This window comes from Micromonospora matsumotoense, from assembly GCF_050951065.1.
Classification (GTDB): Bacteria; Actinomycetota; Actinomycetes; order Mycobacteriales; family Micromonosporaceae; genus Micromonospora; species Micromonospora matsumotoensis.
Window position 1 is genome coordinate 5,577,599 of the sequence record NZ_CP192025.1, and the last position, 14,699, is coordinate 5,592,297.

The window sequence follows — 14,699 nt, forward strand, 5'->3', positions numbered from 1 at the left end:
GATCGTGGTGGTCCGGTTCGCCTGGCCTAGCCTGAAAAGCGTGCTGCACGTCGATTCGATCTTCGCCGCCACCTCGACGACCCCGCCCACCAGCCTCGCGGCGGGCGGCGTCGAGGTACCGCCGCCGTTCGACATCACCCGGGTCTTCACCGAGACCCGGCTGGACAGCTGGCTGGCCCTGGGCCTGGTGCTCGCCGCCGGCCTCTACCTCTACGGGGTCTACCGGCTCCGGCTGCGCGGCGACCGCTGGCCGGTGGTCCGTACCGTCTGCTTCCTCGGACCGGGCCTGGGCGGCATCGCCGCGGTCACGGTCAGCGGACTGCACGCCTACGACACCGCCCTGCTCTCGGTGCACATGGTGCAGCACATGGTGCTGTCGATGATCTCCCCGATCTTCCTGGCCCTGGGCGCGCCGATCACCCTGGCGCTGCGCACCCTGCCGGTCGGCCCGCGCCGCCGGCTGCTGGCGGTGGTGCACAGCCGGATCGCCCGGATCTACAGCTTCCCGCTGGTGGCGTTCACCATCTTCGTGGTCAACCCGTTCGCGCTCTACTTCACCGACCTCTACCGCTACACCCTCGAACACGCCTGGGCGCACGAGCTGGTGCACGCGCACTTCATCATGACCGGCTGCGTGTTCTTCTGGCCGCTGCTCGGGCTGGACCCGCTGCCGGGCCGCTGGCCGTACCCGGCGCGGGCGCTGCTGATGCTGCTGTCGGTGCCGTTCCACACCGTGCTCGGGCTCACCATCATGCAGAGCACCACGCTGTTCGGCGGCGACTGGTACCCGTCGCTGGGCCTGGCCTGGTCGGACCCGTGGAACGACCAGGTGGTCGCCGGCGGCATCCTCTGGGCGGGTGGCGAGTTCGTCAGCGTGACGATGCTCGCGGTGCTGGTGGTGCAGTGGGTCAAGCAGTCCGAGCGGGAGGCCCGCCGGGTGGACCGCGAGCTGGACCGCCAGGAGGCCCGCGACCGCGCCGCCGAGGCCGCCGCCACCCCGGCCGCGGCCCCCGGCACCCCGGCCTGAGCTGCCGCGACACCCGGTCCGCCCGGGGTCGGCAGGCGGATGTCGGGTACGCCACACCGCCCGGTACGATCAACGGCAGCAACGAGGAGTACAGCCCATGAGTGAGCGCAGCGAGCGAGTCAGGCTCAGTGCGACGGTGCCTCATCACGGCACGGAGCGAAGCGGAGTGTCGGCATGAGCGAGCGTCTCTGCACCGTCCTGCTCTACAGCGACGACGCCCAGGTCCGGGACCGGATGCGGCTGGCCATCGGCACCCGTCCCGCCCCCGGGCTCAAGATTGAGTTCGTCGAGGCGTCCGACTACTTCGGCTGCATCCGGCTGGTCGACGACTACGAGATCGACCTGATGCTGCTCGACGGCGAGGCCAGCCCCGGCGGCGGCCTCGGCATCGCCCGCCAGATCAAGGACGACCGGGACGACGCCCCGCCCACCTGCGTGGTCATCGCCCGTGCCGCCGACCGATGGCTCGCCTCGTACGCACAGGTCGACGGCGTACTGATGTACCCGCTCGACCCGGTGGCCACCGGCACCACGGTCGCCGAGCTGCTGCGTACGCACGCCGCCGCCTGAGTCAGAAGTACACGGCGGCGCCCAGGCGCCCGGGGTGACGGGCGCATCCGTCCACCACACCCCACGCCCGCTCGGGAGGCCCATCATGGGCGAACGGACCTGGCCGCACCTGCTCAACGCGCTGCTGCGCGGCGACGAGCTGTCCACCGCCGACACCGCCTGGGCGATGAACGAGATCATGGCCGGTGCCGCCAGCCCGGCGCAGATCGCCGGTTTCGCGGTCGCGCTGCGCGCCAAGGGGGAGACCCCCGCCGAGCTGGCCGGTCTGGTCGAGGCGATGTTCGACAACTCGGTCCGGGTGACCCTGCCGGAGGAGCTGCGCCGGACGGCGGTCGACGTGGTGGGCACCGGTGGTGACCTCGCCCACACGGTCAACATCTCGACGATGACGGCGCTGGTGGTGGCCGGCGCCGGGGTCCGGGTGGTGAAGCACGGCAACCGGGCCGCCTCGTCGCTGTGCGGCACCGCCGACCTGCTGGAGTTCTTCGGCGTACCGCTGGATCTGGGCCCTGAGCAGGTGGCCCGGTGTGTGGCCGAGGTCGGGATCGGCTTCTGCTTCGCGGCCCGGTTCCACCCCAGCATGCGGCACACCGGCCCGGTCCGGCGGGAGATCGGCGTGCCGACCGCGTTCAACTTCCTCGGCCCGCTGACCAACCCGGCCCGGCCGCACGCCGGGGCGGTCGGCTGCTTCGACGCCCGGATGGCCCCGGTGATGGCCGAGGTCTTCGCCGGCCGGGGCGACTCGGTGATCGTGATGCGCGGCGAGGACGGCCTGGACGAGTTCACCACCGCCGCGCCCACCCGGGTCTGGGTGGCCCAGCAGGGCACCGTCCGGGAGGCCGTGCTGGACGCTGCCGACCTCGGGGTGCCCCGGGCCACCCTGGCCGACCTGCGGGGCGGTGACGCCGCGCACAACGCCGCCGTGGCCCGCCGGCTGCTGGCCGGCGAGACCGGTCCGGTACGCGACGCTGTCCTGGTCAACGCGGCCGTCGCGCTGGCCACCCAGACCCCGCTGGACGGGGACCTCACCGAGGCGGTACGCGCCGGCATGGCCCGGGCGGCGGAGTCCGTCGACTCGGGGGCGGCAGCGGCGGTCCTGGACCGCTGGGTCGACGTCGCCCGCTCTCTCTGACCCACTCCTCCGCCCACCCACCTGCCCCCACCCCGCGCGCCCAGCGCCGGGGGTGCGGCATGGCGGGATGACCAGTGGCGCACAAGCCCGGTGCCACGGTGGCGGGGTGGCGGGGTGGCGGGGTGGCGGGGTGGCGGGGTGGCAGGGTGGCAGGGAAGTGTCGTAGGGGCGTGGGAAACTACATGGGAGTAATTTTCCGTTTCCAGGTGATGGCGGCGATGTCCATCGGCGGGTTCCGGAGCGAGAGGAGACGCCCGTGTCGGACCGCGAGCTCTACTGCGACACCTGCGAGGGCGTCCAGCCGTTCGAGGTGCCGCCGTGCCCCGACGGTCACGGCGTCGACTGCCCCGAACTGCTCTGCACCGGCTGCGGCACGGCGGTGCTGATCGCGACCTTCGCCTTCCAGCCCACCCGGCTGGCCGACCGCCGCCGCCGGCCGTCACCCGGCCGCCACGCGGCCTGACTTTTCTCTGATGTCAGCCGCCACCGGCGCACCCTGTCCCGGCTCTCTGCTCAGCTGACCGTGAGTAGTGTGCGTAGCCGGGCCCTACTCCCCCGCCCCCGGTGTGACAGGTGGCGATCTATGGTGGGGCGATGCCCGAGCGGTGGTCGTTGACCGTCGACTGCGCGCGCCCGCGCGAACTGGCTGCGTTCTGGTGCCTCGCGCTGGGGTACGTCCTGGCCGCACCACCGGAAGGGTTCGCCAGCTGGAACGCCTGGCTGATCCATTTCAATGTCCCCGAGGACGAGTGGGACGACGGCGCCTTCATCGAGGACCCTGAGGGCGTCCGGCCCGGTGTTTCCTTCCTGAAGGTGCCAGAGCCCAAGGTGGTCAAGAACCGCATGCACTTCGACATCCATGTCGGCGGCGGCCGGCAGGAGCCGTTCGAGGTGCGCTGGCCGCAAGTCCAGGCGGTCGTCGACAAACTGGTGGCGGCAGGTGGGACAGTGCTCCGGGTGGACGAAGCGGACGGTACGCCTGACCCCGTGACGATGGCCGACCCAGAGGGCAACGAGTTCGACGTCCTTTAGGCCCGTTCAGGCCGGGCAGTTGGCCGCTGGCTCCGAAGTGCGCATCGACTGCCCGGTCTCGCTCGGCTTCCGCCTACCCGACCACGGCGATCGAGAACGCATCACCTGCGCGCAGGGGCGAGGCAACTCCGCCGACAGTCGACGCCACCTGCCGACCACCACCGGCCCGCCCTGCCTGGTAGATCCACTCAGGTGAGCCGATATAGCGGTATCAAGTCGAGGAGGATACCGCTACTTCGGCCCCCCGGAGTCGATCAACTCGATGTCCCGACCCCGCGCCGGAAGCCAGGGTTGCCTCGGCAGAGGCTCGGTCGGCGGGGCGGCGGGGCGGCGGGGCGGCGGGGCGGCGGCGGGCAGGAACACACTCGCGGGGCGGCGCGAGACGCGGAAGCCTGATCGGCGATGCGGTGGCCGGCGGCAGAAAAGCGGACAGGCCCGCTTCCCGGGTGGGAGGCGGGCCTGTCCGCGGTTCGGACCAGGGGTCGACCAAGCGAGCCGGACCAATGCTCGACGAGGCGAGCGGGATCAGTGCTCGGCGGTGCGAGCGGGACCAGTGCTCGGCGGTGCGAGCGGGATCAGTGCTCGGCGGTGCGGCGGGTGCCGGAGTAGTACTCGAAGAGCAGGCCGCAGGCGGTGACGATGACCAGCACCAGGCCGAGGCCGAGCAGCCAGAACTGCCAGAACACCAGGCCCAGGCCGGCGATCGCGGCGGCCAGCGCGATGCCGAACGGCCAGTAGCTGCCGGGGCTGAAGAAGCCGATCTCGCCCGCGCCGTCGGCGATCTCGCCGTCCGGCCGGTCCTCGGGGCGCAGGTCGATGCGGCGGGAGACGAACCAGAAGAAGCCGCCGCACATCGCGCAGAGCAGGAACGACAGCAGCAGGGCCACCGTGCCGACCCACTCGACCTGGCCGCCGGAGTCGCCGTACGTCCAGGCGCCGTAGAGGACCGTCGCGCCGAGGAGGAACCCGGCGATGATGAGGAAGATACGCCACTCGGTCTTCATGCCGGATACCTCAGTTTCCCGCGCCCGCGGACGCGTCGTCCGGGTTGAAGTTGTCCTTGGCCCGCCGGGTGTCGAACGGCTGGGTGGTCTTCGCGTACGGGTCCTGACCGATGGCGGTGAGGGCCTCCTGCGTGGACTTGCCGTCCCGCTTGGCCGCCAGGAACTGGTCGTACTGCTCCGGGGAGACCACCCGCAGCTCGAAGTTCATGAAGGCGTGGTAGCTGCCGCACAGCTCGGCGCAGCGGCCCACGTACGCGCCCTCGGACTCCAGCTTGGAGACCTCGAACACGTTACGGATCTTGCCGGGCATCACGTCGCGCTTGAACAGCAGCTCCGGCACCCAGAAGGAGTGGATGACGTCGCGGCTGGTCTCCTCGAACCGGATGGACCGGTTGGTCGGCAGCACCAGCACCGGGATGACCTCGCTGGTGCCCAGCACCGACGCCACGGTGTTGGCCTCGGTGCCCTGGCCGTCGCGGTAGTTGAACTGCCAGTTCCACTTGAAGGCGACGACCTCGACGGTGACGTCGGGGTTCTTGGTCGTCCGCACCACGTCGGTCTGGACCACGGCCGTGTAGTAGAAGAGCACCGAGACGATCAGGATCGGCGCGATGGTGTAGAGGAACTCCATCGGCAGGTTGTAACGGGTCTGCACCGGCAGCTCGTTGCCGCGCTTGCGGTACCGCACCACGCACCAGAAGATCAGGCCCCAGACGAAGACCCCGACCGCCAGGGCGGCGATGCAGGAGGCGATCCACAGGTCGTACATCCGGTGCGCTTCGGGGGTGATGCCGCCCTGCGGCCAGCCGAAGCCGCCGACCGAGCGGCCGACGTCACACCCGGTGAGCAGAACCAGCAGCGCAGCTCCGCCGAGACCGAGCCCGGCGAGCCGGCCAGCACCACGCCGCCGACGCTCACCGGCTCCGGGGGAAGCGCTGTGCCGTACGGCCGACGGCCGTACCTCCGAACTCCTTGCGACCACCTGGTCCTGCCTCCCTAGCGCGCCGCGGTGGGGCTTTCCATCAGCACCGACGGCAAAGGCGTCACCGACGGTCGCAGATTACTCGACCATGGCGGGCTCGACCGTCTTGGGGTCGCTGTCCGACCCCATCGGGGGGATCGTGCGGATACCGACGCGATAGCGTGACCAGTCGTGAGTGCCCACCCGGTCTACCTGGACGCGGCCACCGCCGCGCCGCTGCACCCGGTCGCCCGGCAGGCGTTGCTGGCGGCCCTCGACGACGGCTGGGCCGACCCCGCCCGCCTCTACAGCCGGGCCCGCCGGGCCGCCCAACTCCTCGACGCCGCCCGCGAGGCCACCGCCGCCACCCTCGGCGTCCGCCCCGACGAGGTCTCCTTCACCCCCAGCGGTACGCACGCCGCGCACTCCGCCGTGCTCGGCGGCCTCGCCGGCCGGCGGCGGGCCGGCAGCGCCCTGGTGCACTCGGCGATCGAACACTCGGCGGTGCTGCACGCCGCCGAGCAGCACGTGGCGACCGGTGGCACCGCGACCTCCGTACCGGTGGACCGGCTCGGCCGGCTCGACCTGCCCGCCTGGTCAGCGGCGGTACGCGCACCGGGCGTGGCATGGGCGGCACTGATCGCGGCCAGTCACGAGGTCGGCACCGTCCAGCCGGTCACCGGGGCCGCCGCCGCCTGCGCCGCCGCCGGGGTGCCGCTCCACGTGGACGCGGCCCAGTTGGTCGGCCGGGTGCCGGTGCCGGACGGGTGGTCGGTGTTGACCGCCAGCGCGCACAAGTGGGGTGGGCCGCCCGGCGTCGGGTTGCTGGTGGTCCGCAAGGGCACCCGCTGGGAGTCGCCGTGGCCGGCCGACGAGCGGGAGTTCGGGCGTACCCCCGGGGTGGTGAACCTGCCGGCGGTGGTGGCGGCGGCGGCGAGCCTGCGCGCGGCGGCGGCCGACGCGGCGGCCGAGTCGGCCCGGCTGACCCCGCTGGTGGACCTGATCCGGGCCCGGGTCGCCGCCGAGGTGCCGGACGTGGAGGTCGTCGGCGACCCGGTCGACCGGCTCCCCCACCTGGTGACCTTCTCCTGCCTGTACGTCGACGGCGAGGTGCTGCTGCACGCGTTGGACCGGCGCGGCTTCGCCGTCTCCTCCGGCTCCTCCTGCACCTCCTCGACGCTGCGCCCGTCGCACGTGCTGGAGGCGATGGGGGTGCTGTCGCACGGCAACGTCCGGGTCTCCCTGCACCGGGACACCACCGGGGCGGACGTCGAGCGGTTCCTCGCCGAGCTGCCCGGGATCGTCGCCGACCTGCGCGCCGACGCCGGCGTGGTGGGCCTGTGACCACCCCCACCGGGCCGGACGACGCCCCGACCAGGCCGGACAACTCCCCGGCTGGCGCGGGCGGCGACAGGGCCGGGGCGGATGACCGCCCGGCCGGCGCGGGCGGCGGCGGGGCCGGCGCGGGCGGCGGGGCCGGGGCGGTGGAGGTGCTGGACTGTCGGGGGCAGCGGTGCCCGCTGCCGGTGATCGCGCTGGCCCGTCGGCTGCCGGAGCTGCCGGTCGGCGCGGTGCTGCGGGTGCTCGCCGACGATCCGGCCGCCGCCGTGGACATCCCCGCCTGGTGCCGGATGCGCGGCCAGGAGTTCGTCGCCGCCGTCCCGGACGGACCGGGCTACGAGGTACGCCGCGCCCGCTGACCCGTCAGACGCAGGTGTCGACCGGCCTCGCGTCGATCCAGATCAGCCGGAGGCGGCGACCGGTGCGGCTGAGGAGCCGCAGCACCAACAACGGCGACTGCGTCGAGTGCGCTGTCCTGCCCGACCTGATGGCGGTACGCGACAGCAAGGACCGGTCCGGCCCGGCGCTGATCTTCCCCGGGCACCAGTGGTCGGCGTTCGTCGCCGCGCTCCCGGCCCGCTCCCCCGGTCAGGCCAGGTAACGCAGGATCGCCGGGAGCGGGTCGATCGCGATGGTGGTGTCGACCACCAGCCGGGGGCCGATCAGCGGCTCGTACTCCGCGCCGCGCCGTCGGACCTGCTCCCAGGTCGGGGCGAGCGGGTCGGCGGCGTGCCGGGCCTCGACCCGGCGGCGCAGCTCCGCCTCGTCACCGCAGTAGACCTCGATCAGCCGCAGCGGCACCCCGGCCCGCGCGGCCAGGTCGAGCCAGAGCCCCCGCGCGCCGGCCACCGGGTTCACCGCGTCGACCACCACGCTGGTCCCCAGCCCGAGCTGCACCTCCGCCAGCCCGGCCAACGCGTCATAGCCGACCAGGCCCGAACCGTGGCTGGCCAGCCCTGCCCCGGGGCCGGTCAGCCCGTGCCGGGCCAGCGCCCGCTCGATCGGGTCGACCGGCAGCACCGGGGCGCCCAGCGCCACGCCGACCTGCCCGGCGAGGGTGCTCTTGCCCACCCCCGGCAGGCCGGCGAAGACGACCAGGAGCTGCATCATGGCGCCAGGTGCGGCCGTACGTCCTCGGCGGCGGCGTCCCCGTACGACTCGGCCAGCCGCTTGACGAACAGGTCGCGGCGCACGTCGTACTCCTGGGTGCCGACGGTCTCCAGCACCAGGGTGGCCAGCAGCGAGCCGACCTGGGCGGCGCGTTCCAGGCCGAGCCCCCAGGACAGGGCGGCGAAGAAACCGGCCCGGAAGCCGTCGCCGACCCCGGTCGGGTCGATGGCCCGGATCTCCCGGGCGATCGGCACCCGGAACGGCTCCGCGTCCCGGGTGGCGATCTCGACGCCGTCCTTGCCGAGGGTGGTGACCCGGACCTTCACCCGCTCCAGGAGCTGGGCGTCGGTGAGGCCGGCCTTGCTCTGGAGCAGCGACTTCTCGTAGTCGTTGGTCATCAGGTACTCGGCGCCGTCGATCAGCGAGACCACGTCCGCGCCGTCCATCCGGGCGAGCTGCTGGGACGGGTCGGCGACGAAGGCGTATCCCCGGTCCCGGCACTCGGCCGAGTGCCGGATCATCGCCGCCGGGTCGTTCGCGCTGACCAGGACCAGGTCCAGGCCGCCCAGCCGGTCCGCGACGGGACCCAGCTCGATGTTGCGGGCCTCACTCATCGCGCCGGCATAGAACGAGGCGATCTGGCACATGTCGGTGTCGGTGGTGCAGACGAAACGGGCGGTGTGCGCCACCTCACTGACGTGCACCGAGTCACAGTCCACCCCGTGCCGCTCCAGCCACGAGCGGTAGTCGGCGAAGTCGGCACCCACCGCGCCGAGCAGGACCGGGCTCAGCCCGAGCTGCCCCATGCCGAAGGCGATGTTGGCGGCCACCCCGCCCCGACGCAGCACCAGGTCGTCCACCAGGAAGGAGAGCGACACCTTGTGCAGTTGGTCGGCGATGAGCTGGTCGGCGAAGCGACCCGGGAAGCTCATCAGGTGGTCGGTCGCGATCGAGCCGGTTACGGCGATCTTCATGTCAACCCTCGGGGTCGGGAGCACGGCGCGGGTCAGCCTACCGGTCCCGCCCCGACGACGAGGGGGCCGTCCCATGGCGGGACGGCCCCCTCGGACGCGACGGATCGCGACTCAGCTGAACGAGTCGCCGCAGGCGCAGGAGCTGCCCGCGTTGGGGTTGTCGATGGTGAAGCCCTGGGCGTCGATCCGGTCGGCGAAGTCGATGGTCGCCCCGGACAGGTAGGGGGCGCTCATCCGGTCGACGACGACGCCGACCCCGTCGAAGTCGGTGACGACGTCACCGTCGAGCGAACGCTCGTCGAAGAAGAGCTGGTACCGCAGGCCGGAGCAGCCACCCGGCTGCACCGCGACCCGGAGCCGCAGGTCGTCGCGGCCCTCCTGCTCGATCAGGGCCTTGACCTTCTGCGCCGCGACGTCGGTGAGGACGACGGAAGTAGGGGCCTGGGCCTCGGTCGAGTCGGTCTGCGCTGGCGTGGTCACGTGGAAATCTCCCTGCGCGGTATGGGTCCGGACACCCTGGCCAACAGTGCGCGTCGCCCAGTGATTCCCGGTGTGGTCCAGTTCCGATGGTACGCCGCTCCGGCCGACCCCACCCGGCCGGCGTGATCGCCGCCCCGGGCCACCTGCACCACGCCCGGCCGCCCCCGCCCCGGCTGCCCGGCCCGGCTGCGCGGTCAGCGGCTCCACTGGCGGGCCAGCCGGGCACCGAGCGCCCGCAGCCCCTCGGCGGGCCGGCCCATCGCCGCCGCCACCCCGCCGCGTTCCTCGCCGCCGAAGTGCTCCACCAGGCTGTACGCCTCGGTCACCCCCGCCGAGGCGGCCTCCCGCCGGCCGGTGCTCACCCGCCCCGCCAGCACCACGCAGGGCACCCCCCGGTCACGGGCCGCCCCGGCCACCCCGGCGACCACCTTGCCGCGCAGCGACTGGTGGTCGAACGACCCCTCCCCGGTGATCACCAGATCGCAGTCGTCCAGCGCGGCGTCCAGCCCGATCGCCCGGCCGACGAGGTCGATGCCCGATTCGCAGCGCCCGCCGAGGGCCAGGATCGCCGCGCCGAGGCCGCCGGCCGCGCCGCCGCCGGGCAGCGCGGCCAGGCCGGGCGGGCAGCCGGGCAGGTCCTGCTCCAGCACCGCCGCCCAGCGCTCCAGCGCGGCGTCGAGCAACAGCACGTCGGCCCGGTCCGCGCCCTTCTGCGGCCCGTAGACGTTGCTCGCGCCGTGCAGGCCCAGCAGCGGGTTGTCCACGTCGGTGGCGGCGACCAGGGTCGCCCCGCGCAGTCGGGGGACGCCGTCGAGGGCGGCGACGGCGGTCAGCGCCGCGCCCCCGTACGGCAGGGCCCGGCCGGCGTCGTCGAGCGGGGTCGCGCCGAGCGCGGCGAACAGGCCGGCCCCACCGTCGTTGGTCCCGGAGCCGCCCAGCCCGATCACCACCGTCCGAGCCCCGTGCTCCACGGCGGCGGCGACCAGCGCGCCGAGACCGTACGAGGTGGTGGCCTTCGGGTCCCGCTCGGCGGCGGCCAGCAGGTGCAGCCCGCACGCCTGGGCGCTCTCCAGGTAGCCGACGCCGTCGGCGGTGAGCAGGATCTCACCGGTGACGGGCCGGCCCAGCGGGTCGACCGTCGGCACCGGCACCCGGCGGCCGGCGAGCGCCCCGGCGAGCACCGTGACGAAGCCCGGCCCGCCGTCGGCGAGGGGACGGATGAGCAGCTCGTCCGCGTCGTCCACCTCGCGCCAGCCGGCGGCGACGGCGGCCGCCACCTCCGGGGCCTCCAGGGTGCCGGCGAACTTGTCCGGGCAGAGCAGCACGCGCATGCCCCGAGTGTGGCAGGCCACATCGGCGCGGGGCAGTGTGGCAGCCCACACCGGCAGCGGTCGTACGAACGCCCCGTTGTGGGACCATGAGGACGTGACTTCGACCTGGGTGGAACCCTCCAACACGGCGACCGCGCTGCTGCTCCTCGGCCGCGGCGGCGACCCCGCCACCGAGCGTGGCGTGGAGTGTCCGGGAGACCTGCCGGCGCCGAGCGACCCGGACCTGGTGGCCCGGGCGGCGGCGGCGAAGGCCGCGCTGGGCACCAAGGTGTTCGTTCTCGGCCACCACTACCAGCGCGACGAGGTGATCCAGTTCGCCGACGTCACCGGCGACTCGTTCAAGCTGGCCCGGGAGGCGGCGGCCCGGCCCGACGCGGAGTACATCGTCTTCTGCGGTGTGCACTTCATGGCCGAGAGCGCGGACATCCTCACCACCGACGCGCAGCGGGTGATCCTGCCCGACCTGGCGGCCGGCTGCTCGATGGCCGACATGGCGGTGTTGTCGCAGGTCGAGCGGGCCTGGGAGGTGCTGACCGACCTGGGCGTCGCGGCGGACACCGTGCCGGTGACGTACATGAACTCCTCGGCGGACATCAAGGGCTTCGTCGGCCGTAACGGCGGCGTGGTCTGCACCTCGTCGAACGCGAAGCAGGCGCTGGACTGGGCGTACGCGCAGGGTGCGAAGGTGCTGTTCCTGCCCGACCAGCACCTGGGTCGCAACACGGCGGTGCTGGAGATGGGCTACTCGCTGGACGACTGCGTGCTCTACGACCCGCACAAGCCGAACGGTGGGCTCACCGCCGCGCAGGTGCGGGACGCGAAGATGATCCTGTGGCGCGGGCACTGCTCGGTGCACGGCCGGTTCACCCTGGACAGCGTCACCGACGTCCGGGCCCGGGTGCCCGGGGTCAACGTGCTGGTGCACCCGGAGTGCCGGCACGAGGTGGTCACCGCCGCCGACCAGGTCGGCTCGACGGAGTACATCATCAAGGCCATCGAGGCGGCACCGGCCGGCTCGGCGTGGGCGGTCGGCACCGAGCTGAACCTGGTCCGCCGGCTGGCGCTGGCCCACCCCGACAAGCAGATCACGTTCCTGGACAAGGCGGTCTGCTACTGCTCCACGATGAACCGGATCGACCTGCCGCACCTGGTGTGGGCGCTGGAGGAGCTGGTCGCCGGCCGGGTGGTCAACCAGATCACCGTCGACGCGGACACCGCCCACCACGCCCGGGTGGCGCTGGACCAGATGCTCGCGCTGCCGGCTGCCGACACCCCGCCGCCCGCCGCCACCTGATCACCTACGGTCACCACCGAAGTACGGGAACGTACCGGATTCGCCGGTTCGTTCCCTGAACCGCACGCTGACCGATTCCTATTTCGTCACGGAGGGCTATGCTGCCGGGGCGACGTACCACGGGGACCGTTTTGAGCCGGCCCCGTTCCGGGTAGCTGGACAGCTCGTACCGGACAGCTGGACAGCATGCCCCATCATCGACTCACCTGGCACCACCCGACACGCGCTGGAGGTTGCGTTGACGGACGACGTCCTGGTCGTACACGGAGGTACTCCGCTCGAAGGGCGGATCCGCGTTCGCGGCGCGAAGAACCTGGTCTCCAAGGCGATGGTCGCGGCACTGCTGGGCGACTCGCCCAGCCGGCTGTTCGACGTCCCCAAGATCCGTGACGTCGAGGTGGTCCGCGGGCTGCTCGGCCTGCACGGGGTGAAGGTGACCGACGGCACCGAGGACGGCGAGCTGGTCTTCGACCCGTCCAACGTCGAGAGCGCCAGCACCGACCAGATCAACGTGCACGCCGGGTCCAGCCGGATCCCGATCCTGTTCTGCGGCCCGCTGCTGCACCGGCTCGGCCACGCCTTCATCCCCGACCTGGGCGGCTGCCACATCGGCCCCCGCCCGATCGACTTCCACCTGCAGGCGCTGCGCGAGTTCGGCGCGACGGTGGAGAAGACCCCCGAGGGTCTGCACCTGTCCGCGCCCAACGGGCTGCACGGCACCAAGTTCGCCCTGCCCTACCCGAGCGTCGGCGCGACCGAGCAGGTGCTGCTGACCGCGGTGATGGCCGAGGGCGTCACCGAGCTGCGCAACGCCGCCGTCGAGCCCGAGATCATCGACCTGATCTGCATCCTGCAGAAGATGGGCGCGATCATCAAGGTGCACACCGACCGGGTGATCGAGATCCAGGGCGTCAAGCGGCTGCACGGCTACAGCCACCGCCCGATCCCGGACCGGATCGAGGCGGCGAGCTGGGCGGCGGCGGCGCTGGCCACCCGGGGGCACGTCGAGGTGCTCGGCGCGCAGCAGGCCGACATGATGACCTTCCTGAACATCTTCCGCTCCGTCGGCGGCGAGTACGAGGTCACCGACGCCCGGCCGCCGAAGCTCAGCGACCCGGGCCAGGAGGGCGGCATCCGGTTCTGGCACCCCGGCGGTGAGCTGCACGCGGTGGCGCTGGAGACCGACGTGCACCCCGGCTTCATGACCGACTGGCAGCAGCCGCTGGTGGTGGCGCTGACCCAGGCCCGGGGCCTGTCGATCGTCCACGAGACGGTCTACGAGCAGCGGTTGGGCTACACCGAGGCGCTGAACACGATGGGCGCCAACATCCAGGTCTACCGGGACTGCCTCGGCGGCACCCCGTGCCGGTTCGGCCGGCGCAACTTCAAGCACTCCGCGGTGATCGCCGGCCCGAGCAAGCTGCACGCCGCCGACCTGGTCATCCCGGACCTGCGGGCCGGGTTCAGCCACCTGATCGCGGCGCTCGCCGCCGAGGGCACCTCCCGGGTGTACGGCGTCGACCTGATCAACCGGGGCTACGAGGACTTCGAGGCCAAGCTGGCCAGCCTCGGCGCGCACGCCGAGCGCCCGTAGCCCGCCCCGCCCCGCCGGGCGGCCGTGCCCCACTCGGCCCGCTCCGTCCGGCGGCCGGAGGGCTGCTCGCCCCGCCCCACCGGGCGGCCGTGACCCCGTTCGACCCGCTCCACCGAGCGCCCGGTGCACCCGTGATGTGCACCGGGCGCCGTCGTGTGGCTACCCTTCACCTCGTGCCGTCGTTGTTTCGCCGCAAGTCCGCCGACTCCGACTCCTCCGCCACCGCCACGGTGGTGACCGAGGAGCCATCCGCCGCGCGCCCCCGGGGCTACACCCCGAGCAAGAAGGAACTGGGCGTCGAAACCCCGAAACGGCCGGTCGCCGGTCGCCGGCCGGCCGGTCCGACCCGGCCGTTGACCAAGGAGGAGGCCCGGGAGCAGCGCCGCAAGGCGCGCACCGAGGCCGCCGCCGAGTTCCGCCGCGAGGGCGGCCCCCGGGACCGGGGGCCGGAACGGCTGCTGGCCCGCAACGTGGTCGACTCCCGGCGGACGATCGGCACCTGGTTCTTCGGCGGCGCGTTGATCGTGCTGATCGGGTCGAACGCCGCGATGCCGCCGGCGATCCGGCTCGCCTCCAACGTGGTGTGGGGCGCGCTCGCGCTCGGCGTGGTGATCGACTCGGTGCTGATCTCCCGCCGGATCAAGAAGCTGGTGCGCAAGCGCCACCCCCACAGCGGTGAGCGGATGGGCTCGCTCTACCTCTACGCGATCATGCGGTCGATCACCTTCCGCCGGATGCGCGCCCCGGCCCCCCGGGTCAAGATCGGCGAAGCGATCTGACCGACGTCCTCCCGACGGCCCCGCCCGGTGGCGGGGCTGTCGTCGTACCCCGGTGATCCCGGCCCCGGGC

The 14,699-nt window shown here is 72.9% G+C and carries 17 protein-coding genes; 11 read left to right on the forward strand and 6 right to left on the reverse strand.

From position 1 onward, the window contains the following. Positions 1-40: 40 nt before the first annotated feature. The 5 genes from ACQP1S_RS23535 to ACQP1S_RS23555 all read left to right on the forward strand — a co-directional run bounded on the left by ACQP1S_RS23535 (position 41) and on the right by ACQP1S_RS23555 (position 3,761). Complete coding sequence (locus tag ACQP1S_RS23535) at positions 41-1,027, forward strand: cytochrome c oxidase assembly protein (protein WP_432899227.1); 987 nt, start codon at positions 41-43, stop codon at positions 1,025-1,027. A gap of 174 nt (positions 1,028-1,201) precedes the next feature. Continuing rightward, positions 1,202-1,597, forward strand: coding sequence for a hypothetical protein (locus ACQP1S_RS23540; RefSeq protein WP_091237737.1), 396 nt, complete (start codon positions 1,202-1,204; stop codon positions 1,595-1,597). Between the two features lie 85 nt (positions 1,598-1,682). Beyond that, positions 1,683-2,729 (forward strand): anthranilate phosphoribosyltransferase, encoded by a 1,047-nt coding sequence (gene trpD, locus ACQP1S_RS23545; protein WP_363669193.1) that lies wholly within the window; start codon positions 1,683-1,685, stop codon positions 2,727-2,729. Positions 2,730-2,985: 256 nt separating this feature from the next. Next, a complete protein-coding gene (locus ACQP1S_RS23550; protein ID WP_091237743.1) occupies positions 2,986-3,192 on the forward strand; it encodes a hypothetical protein in 207 nt (68 codons plus the stop codon). Between the two features lie 131 nt (positions 3,193-3,323). After that, complete coding sequence (locus tag ACQP1S_RS23555) at positions 3,324-3,761, forward strand: VOC family protein (RefSeq protein WP_432899232.1); 438 nt, start codon at positions 3,324-3,326, stop codon at positions 3,759-3,761. A gap of 575 nt (positions 3,762-4,336) precedes the next feature. On the opposite strand, the gene ACQP1S_RS23560 is transcribed toward ACQP1S_RS23555, so the two are convergent. Both ACQP1S_RS23560 and ctaC read right to left on the reverse strand, forming a co-directional pair. Beyond that, positions 4,337-4,765, reverse strand: coding sequence for a cytochrome c oxidase subunit 4 (locus ACQP1S_RS23560; RefSeq protein WP_357776734.1), 429 nt, complete (start codon positions 4,763-4,765; stop codon positions 4,337-4,339). 10 nt (positions 4,766-4,775) lie between these two features. Continuing rightward, entirely contained in the window at positions 4,776-5,747 is a 972-nt protein-coding gene (gene ctaC / locus ACQP1S_RS23565) for an aa3-type cytochrome oxidase subunit II (protein ID WP_432899237.1), read from the reverse strand. 171 nt (positions 5,748-5,918) lie between these two features. Here ctaC and ACQP1S_RS23570 point away from each other — a divergent pair, with 171 nt between their 5' ends. The 3 genes from ACQP1S_RS23570 to ACQP1S_RS23580 all read left to right on the forward strand — a co-directional run bounded on the left by ACQP1S_RS23570 (position 5,919) and on the right by ACQP1S_RS23580 (position 7,668). Then, positions 5,919-7,070, forward strand: coding sequence for a cysteine desulfurase family protein (locus ACQP1S_RS23570; RefSeq protein ID WP_432899240.1), 1,152 nt, complete (start codon positions 5,919-5,921; stop codon positions 7,068-7,070). Between the two features lie 140 nt (positions 7,071-7,210). After that, positions 7,211-7,426, forward strand: coding sequence for a sulfurtransferase TusA family protein (locus tag ACQP1S_RS23575; RefSeq protein ID WP_432908249.1), 216 nt, complete (start codon positions 7,211-7,213; stop codon positions 7,424-7,426). Positions 7,427-7,488: 62 nt separating this feature from the next. Continuing rightward, a complete protein-coding gene (locus ACQP1S_RS23580) occupies positions 7,489-7,668 on the forward strand; it encodes a DUF397 domain-containing protein (protein ID WP_432899242.1) in 180 nt (59 codons plus the stop codon). Here the strand turns inward: ACQP1S_RS23580 and ACQP1S_RS23585 are convergent. The 4 genes from ACQP1S_RS23585 to ACQP1S_RS23600 all read right to left on the reverse strand — a co-directional run bounded on the left by ACQP1S_RS23585 (position 7,656) and on the right by ACQP1S_RS23600 (position 10,962). Next, positions 7,656-8,177 carry an AAA family ATPase gene (locus ACQP1S_RS23585; RefSeq protein WP_432899245.1) on the reverse strand — a complete coding sequence of 174 codons (522 nt, stop codon included), beginning with the start codon at positions 8,175-8,177 and terminating at the stop codon, positions 7,656-7,658. The two genes, ACQP1S_RS23580 and ACQP1S_RS23585, sit on opposite strands and share 13 nt — an antisense overlap. Continuing rightward, complete coding sequence (locus ACQP1S_RS23590) at positions 8,174-9,151, reverse strand: carbohydrate kinase family protein (protein WP_091237767.1); 978 nt, start codon at positions 9,149-9,151, stop codon at positions 8,174-8,176. The genes ACQP1S_RS23585 and ACQP1S_RS23590 overlap by 4 nt, the downstream gene beginning before the upstream one ends. A gap of 111 nt (positions 9,152-9,262) precedes the next feature. After that, positions 9,263-9,631 carry an iron-sulfur cluster insertion protein ErpA gene (erpA, locus tag ACQP1S_RS23595; RefSeq protein WP_091237771.1) on the reverse strand — a complete coding sequence of 123 codons (369 nt, stop codon included), beginning with the start codon at positions 9,629-9,631 and terminating at the stop codon, positions 9,263-9,265. A 194-nt stretch (positions 9,632-9,825) separates the two neighbouring features. Beyond that, a complete protein-coding gene (locus ACQP1S_RS23600) occupies positions 9,826-10,962 on the reverse strand; it encodes a glycerate kinase family protein (RefSeq protein ID WP_432899249.1) in 1,137 nt (378 codons plus the stop codon). Positions 10,963-11,056: 94 nt separating this feature from the next. On the opposite strand from ACQP1S_RS23600, the gene nadA reads away from it, so the two are divergent. From nadA to ACQP1S_RS23615, 3 genes are all read left to right on the forward strand, one after another. Further along, complete coding sequence (nadA, locus tag ACQP1S_RS23605) at positions 11,057-12,256, forward strand: quinolinate synthase NadA (RefSeq protein WP_432899252.1); 1,200 nt, start codon at positions 11,057-11,059, stop codon at positions 12,254-12,256. Between the two features lie 238 nt (positions 12,257-12,494). After that, entirely contained in the window at positions 12,495-13,850 is a 1,356-nt protein-coding gene (gene murA, locus ACQP1S_RS23610; RefSeq protein ID WP_432899255.1) for a UDP-N-acetylglucosamine 1-carboxyvinyltransferase, read from the forward strand. A 134-nt stretch (positions 13,851-13,984) separates the two neighbouring features. Continuing rightward, positions 13,985-14,629, forward strand: a complete 645-nt coding sequence (locus ACQP1S_RS23615) for a DUF3043 domain-containing protein (RefSeq protein ID WP_091237786.1) — start codon at positions 13,985-13,987, stop codon at positions 14,627-14,629. The last annotated feature ends 70 nt before the right edge of the window (positions 14,630-14,699 follow it).

Bases quoted from the DNA above. Each gene is read 5' to 3' on its own strand.
- ACQP1S_RS23540 (WP_091237737.1), top strand. From the start codon at position 1,202: ATGAGCGAGCGTCTCTGCACCGTCCTGCTCTACAGCGACGACGCCCAG.
- trpD (WP_363669193.1), top strand. From the start codon at position 1,683: ATGGGCGAACGGACCTGGCCGCACCTGCTCAACGCGCTGCTGCGCGGC.
- ACQP1S_RS23555 (WP_432899232.1), top strand. From the start codon at position 3,324: ATGCCCGAGCGGTGGTCGTTGACCGTCGACTGCGCGCGCCCGCGCGAA.
- ACQP1S_RS23560 (WP_357776734.1), bottom strand. From the start codon at position 4,765: ATGAAGACCGAGTGGCGTATCTTCCTCATCATCGCCGGGTTCCTCCTC.
- ACQP1S_RS23585 (WP_432899245.1), bottom strand. From the start codon at position 8,177: ATGATGCAGCTCCTGGTCGTCTTCGCCGGCCTGCCGGGGGTGGGCAAG.
- ACQP1S_RS23590 (WP_091237767.1), bottom strand. From the start codon at position 9,151: ATGAAGATCGCCGTAACCGGCTCGATCGCGACCGACCACCTGATGAGC.
- ACQP1S_RS23600 (WP_432899249.1), bottom strand. From the start codon at position 10,962: ATGCGCGTGCTGCTCTGCCCGGACAAGTTCGCCGGCACCCTGGAGGCC.
- ACQP1S_RS23615 (WP_091237786.1), top strand. From the start codon at position 13,985: ATGTGCACCGGGCGCCGTCGTGTGGCTACCCTTCACCTCGTGCCGTCG.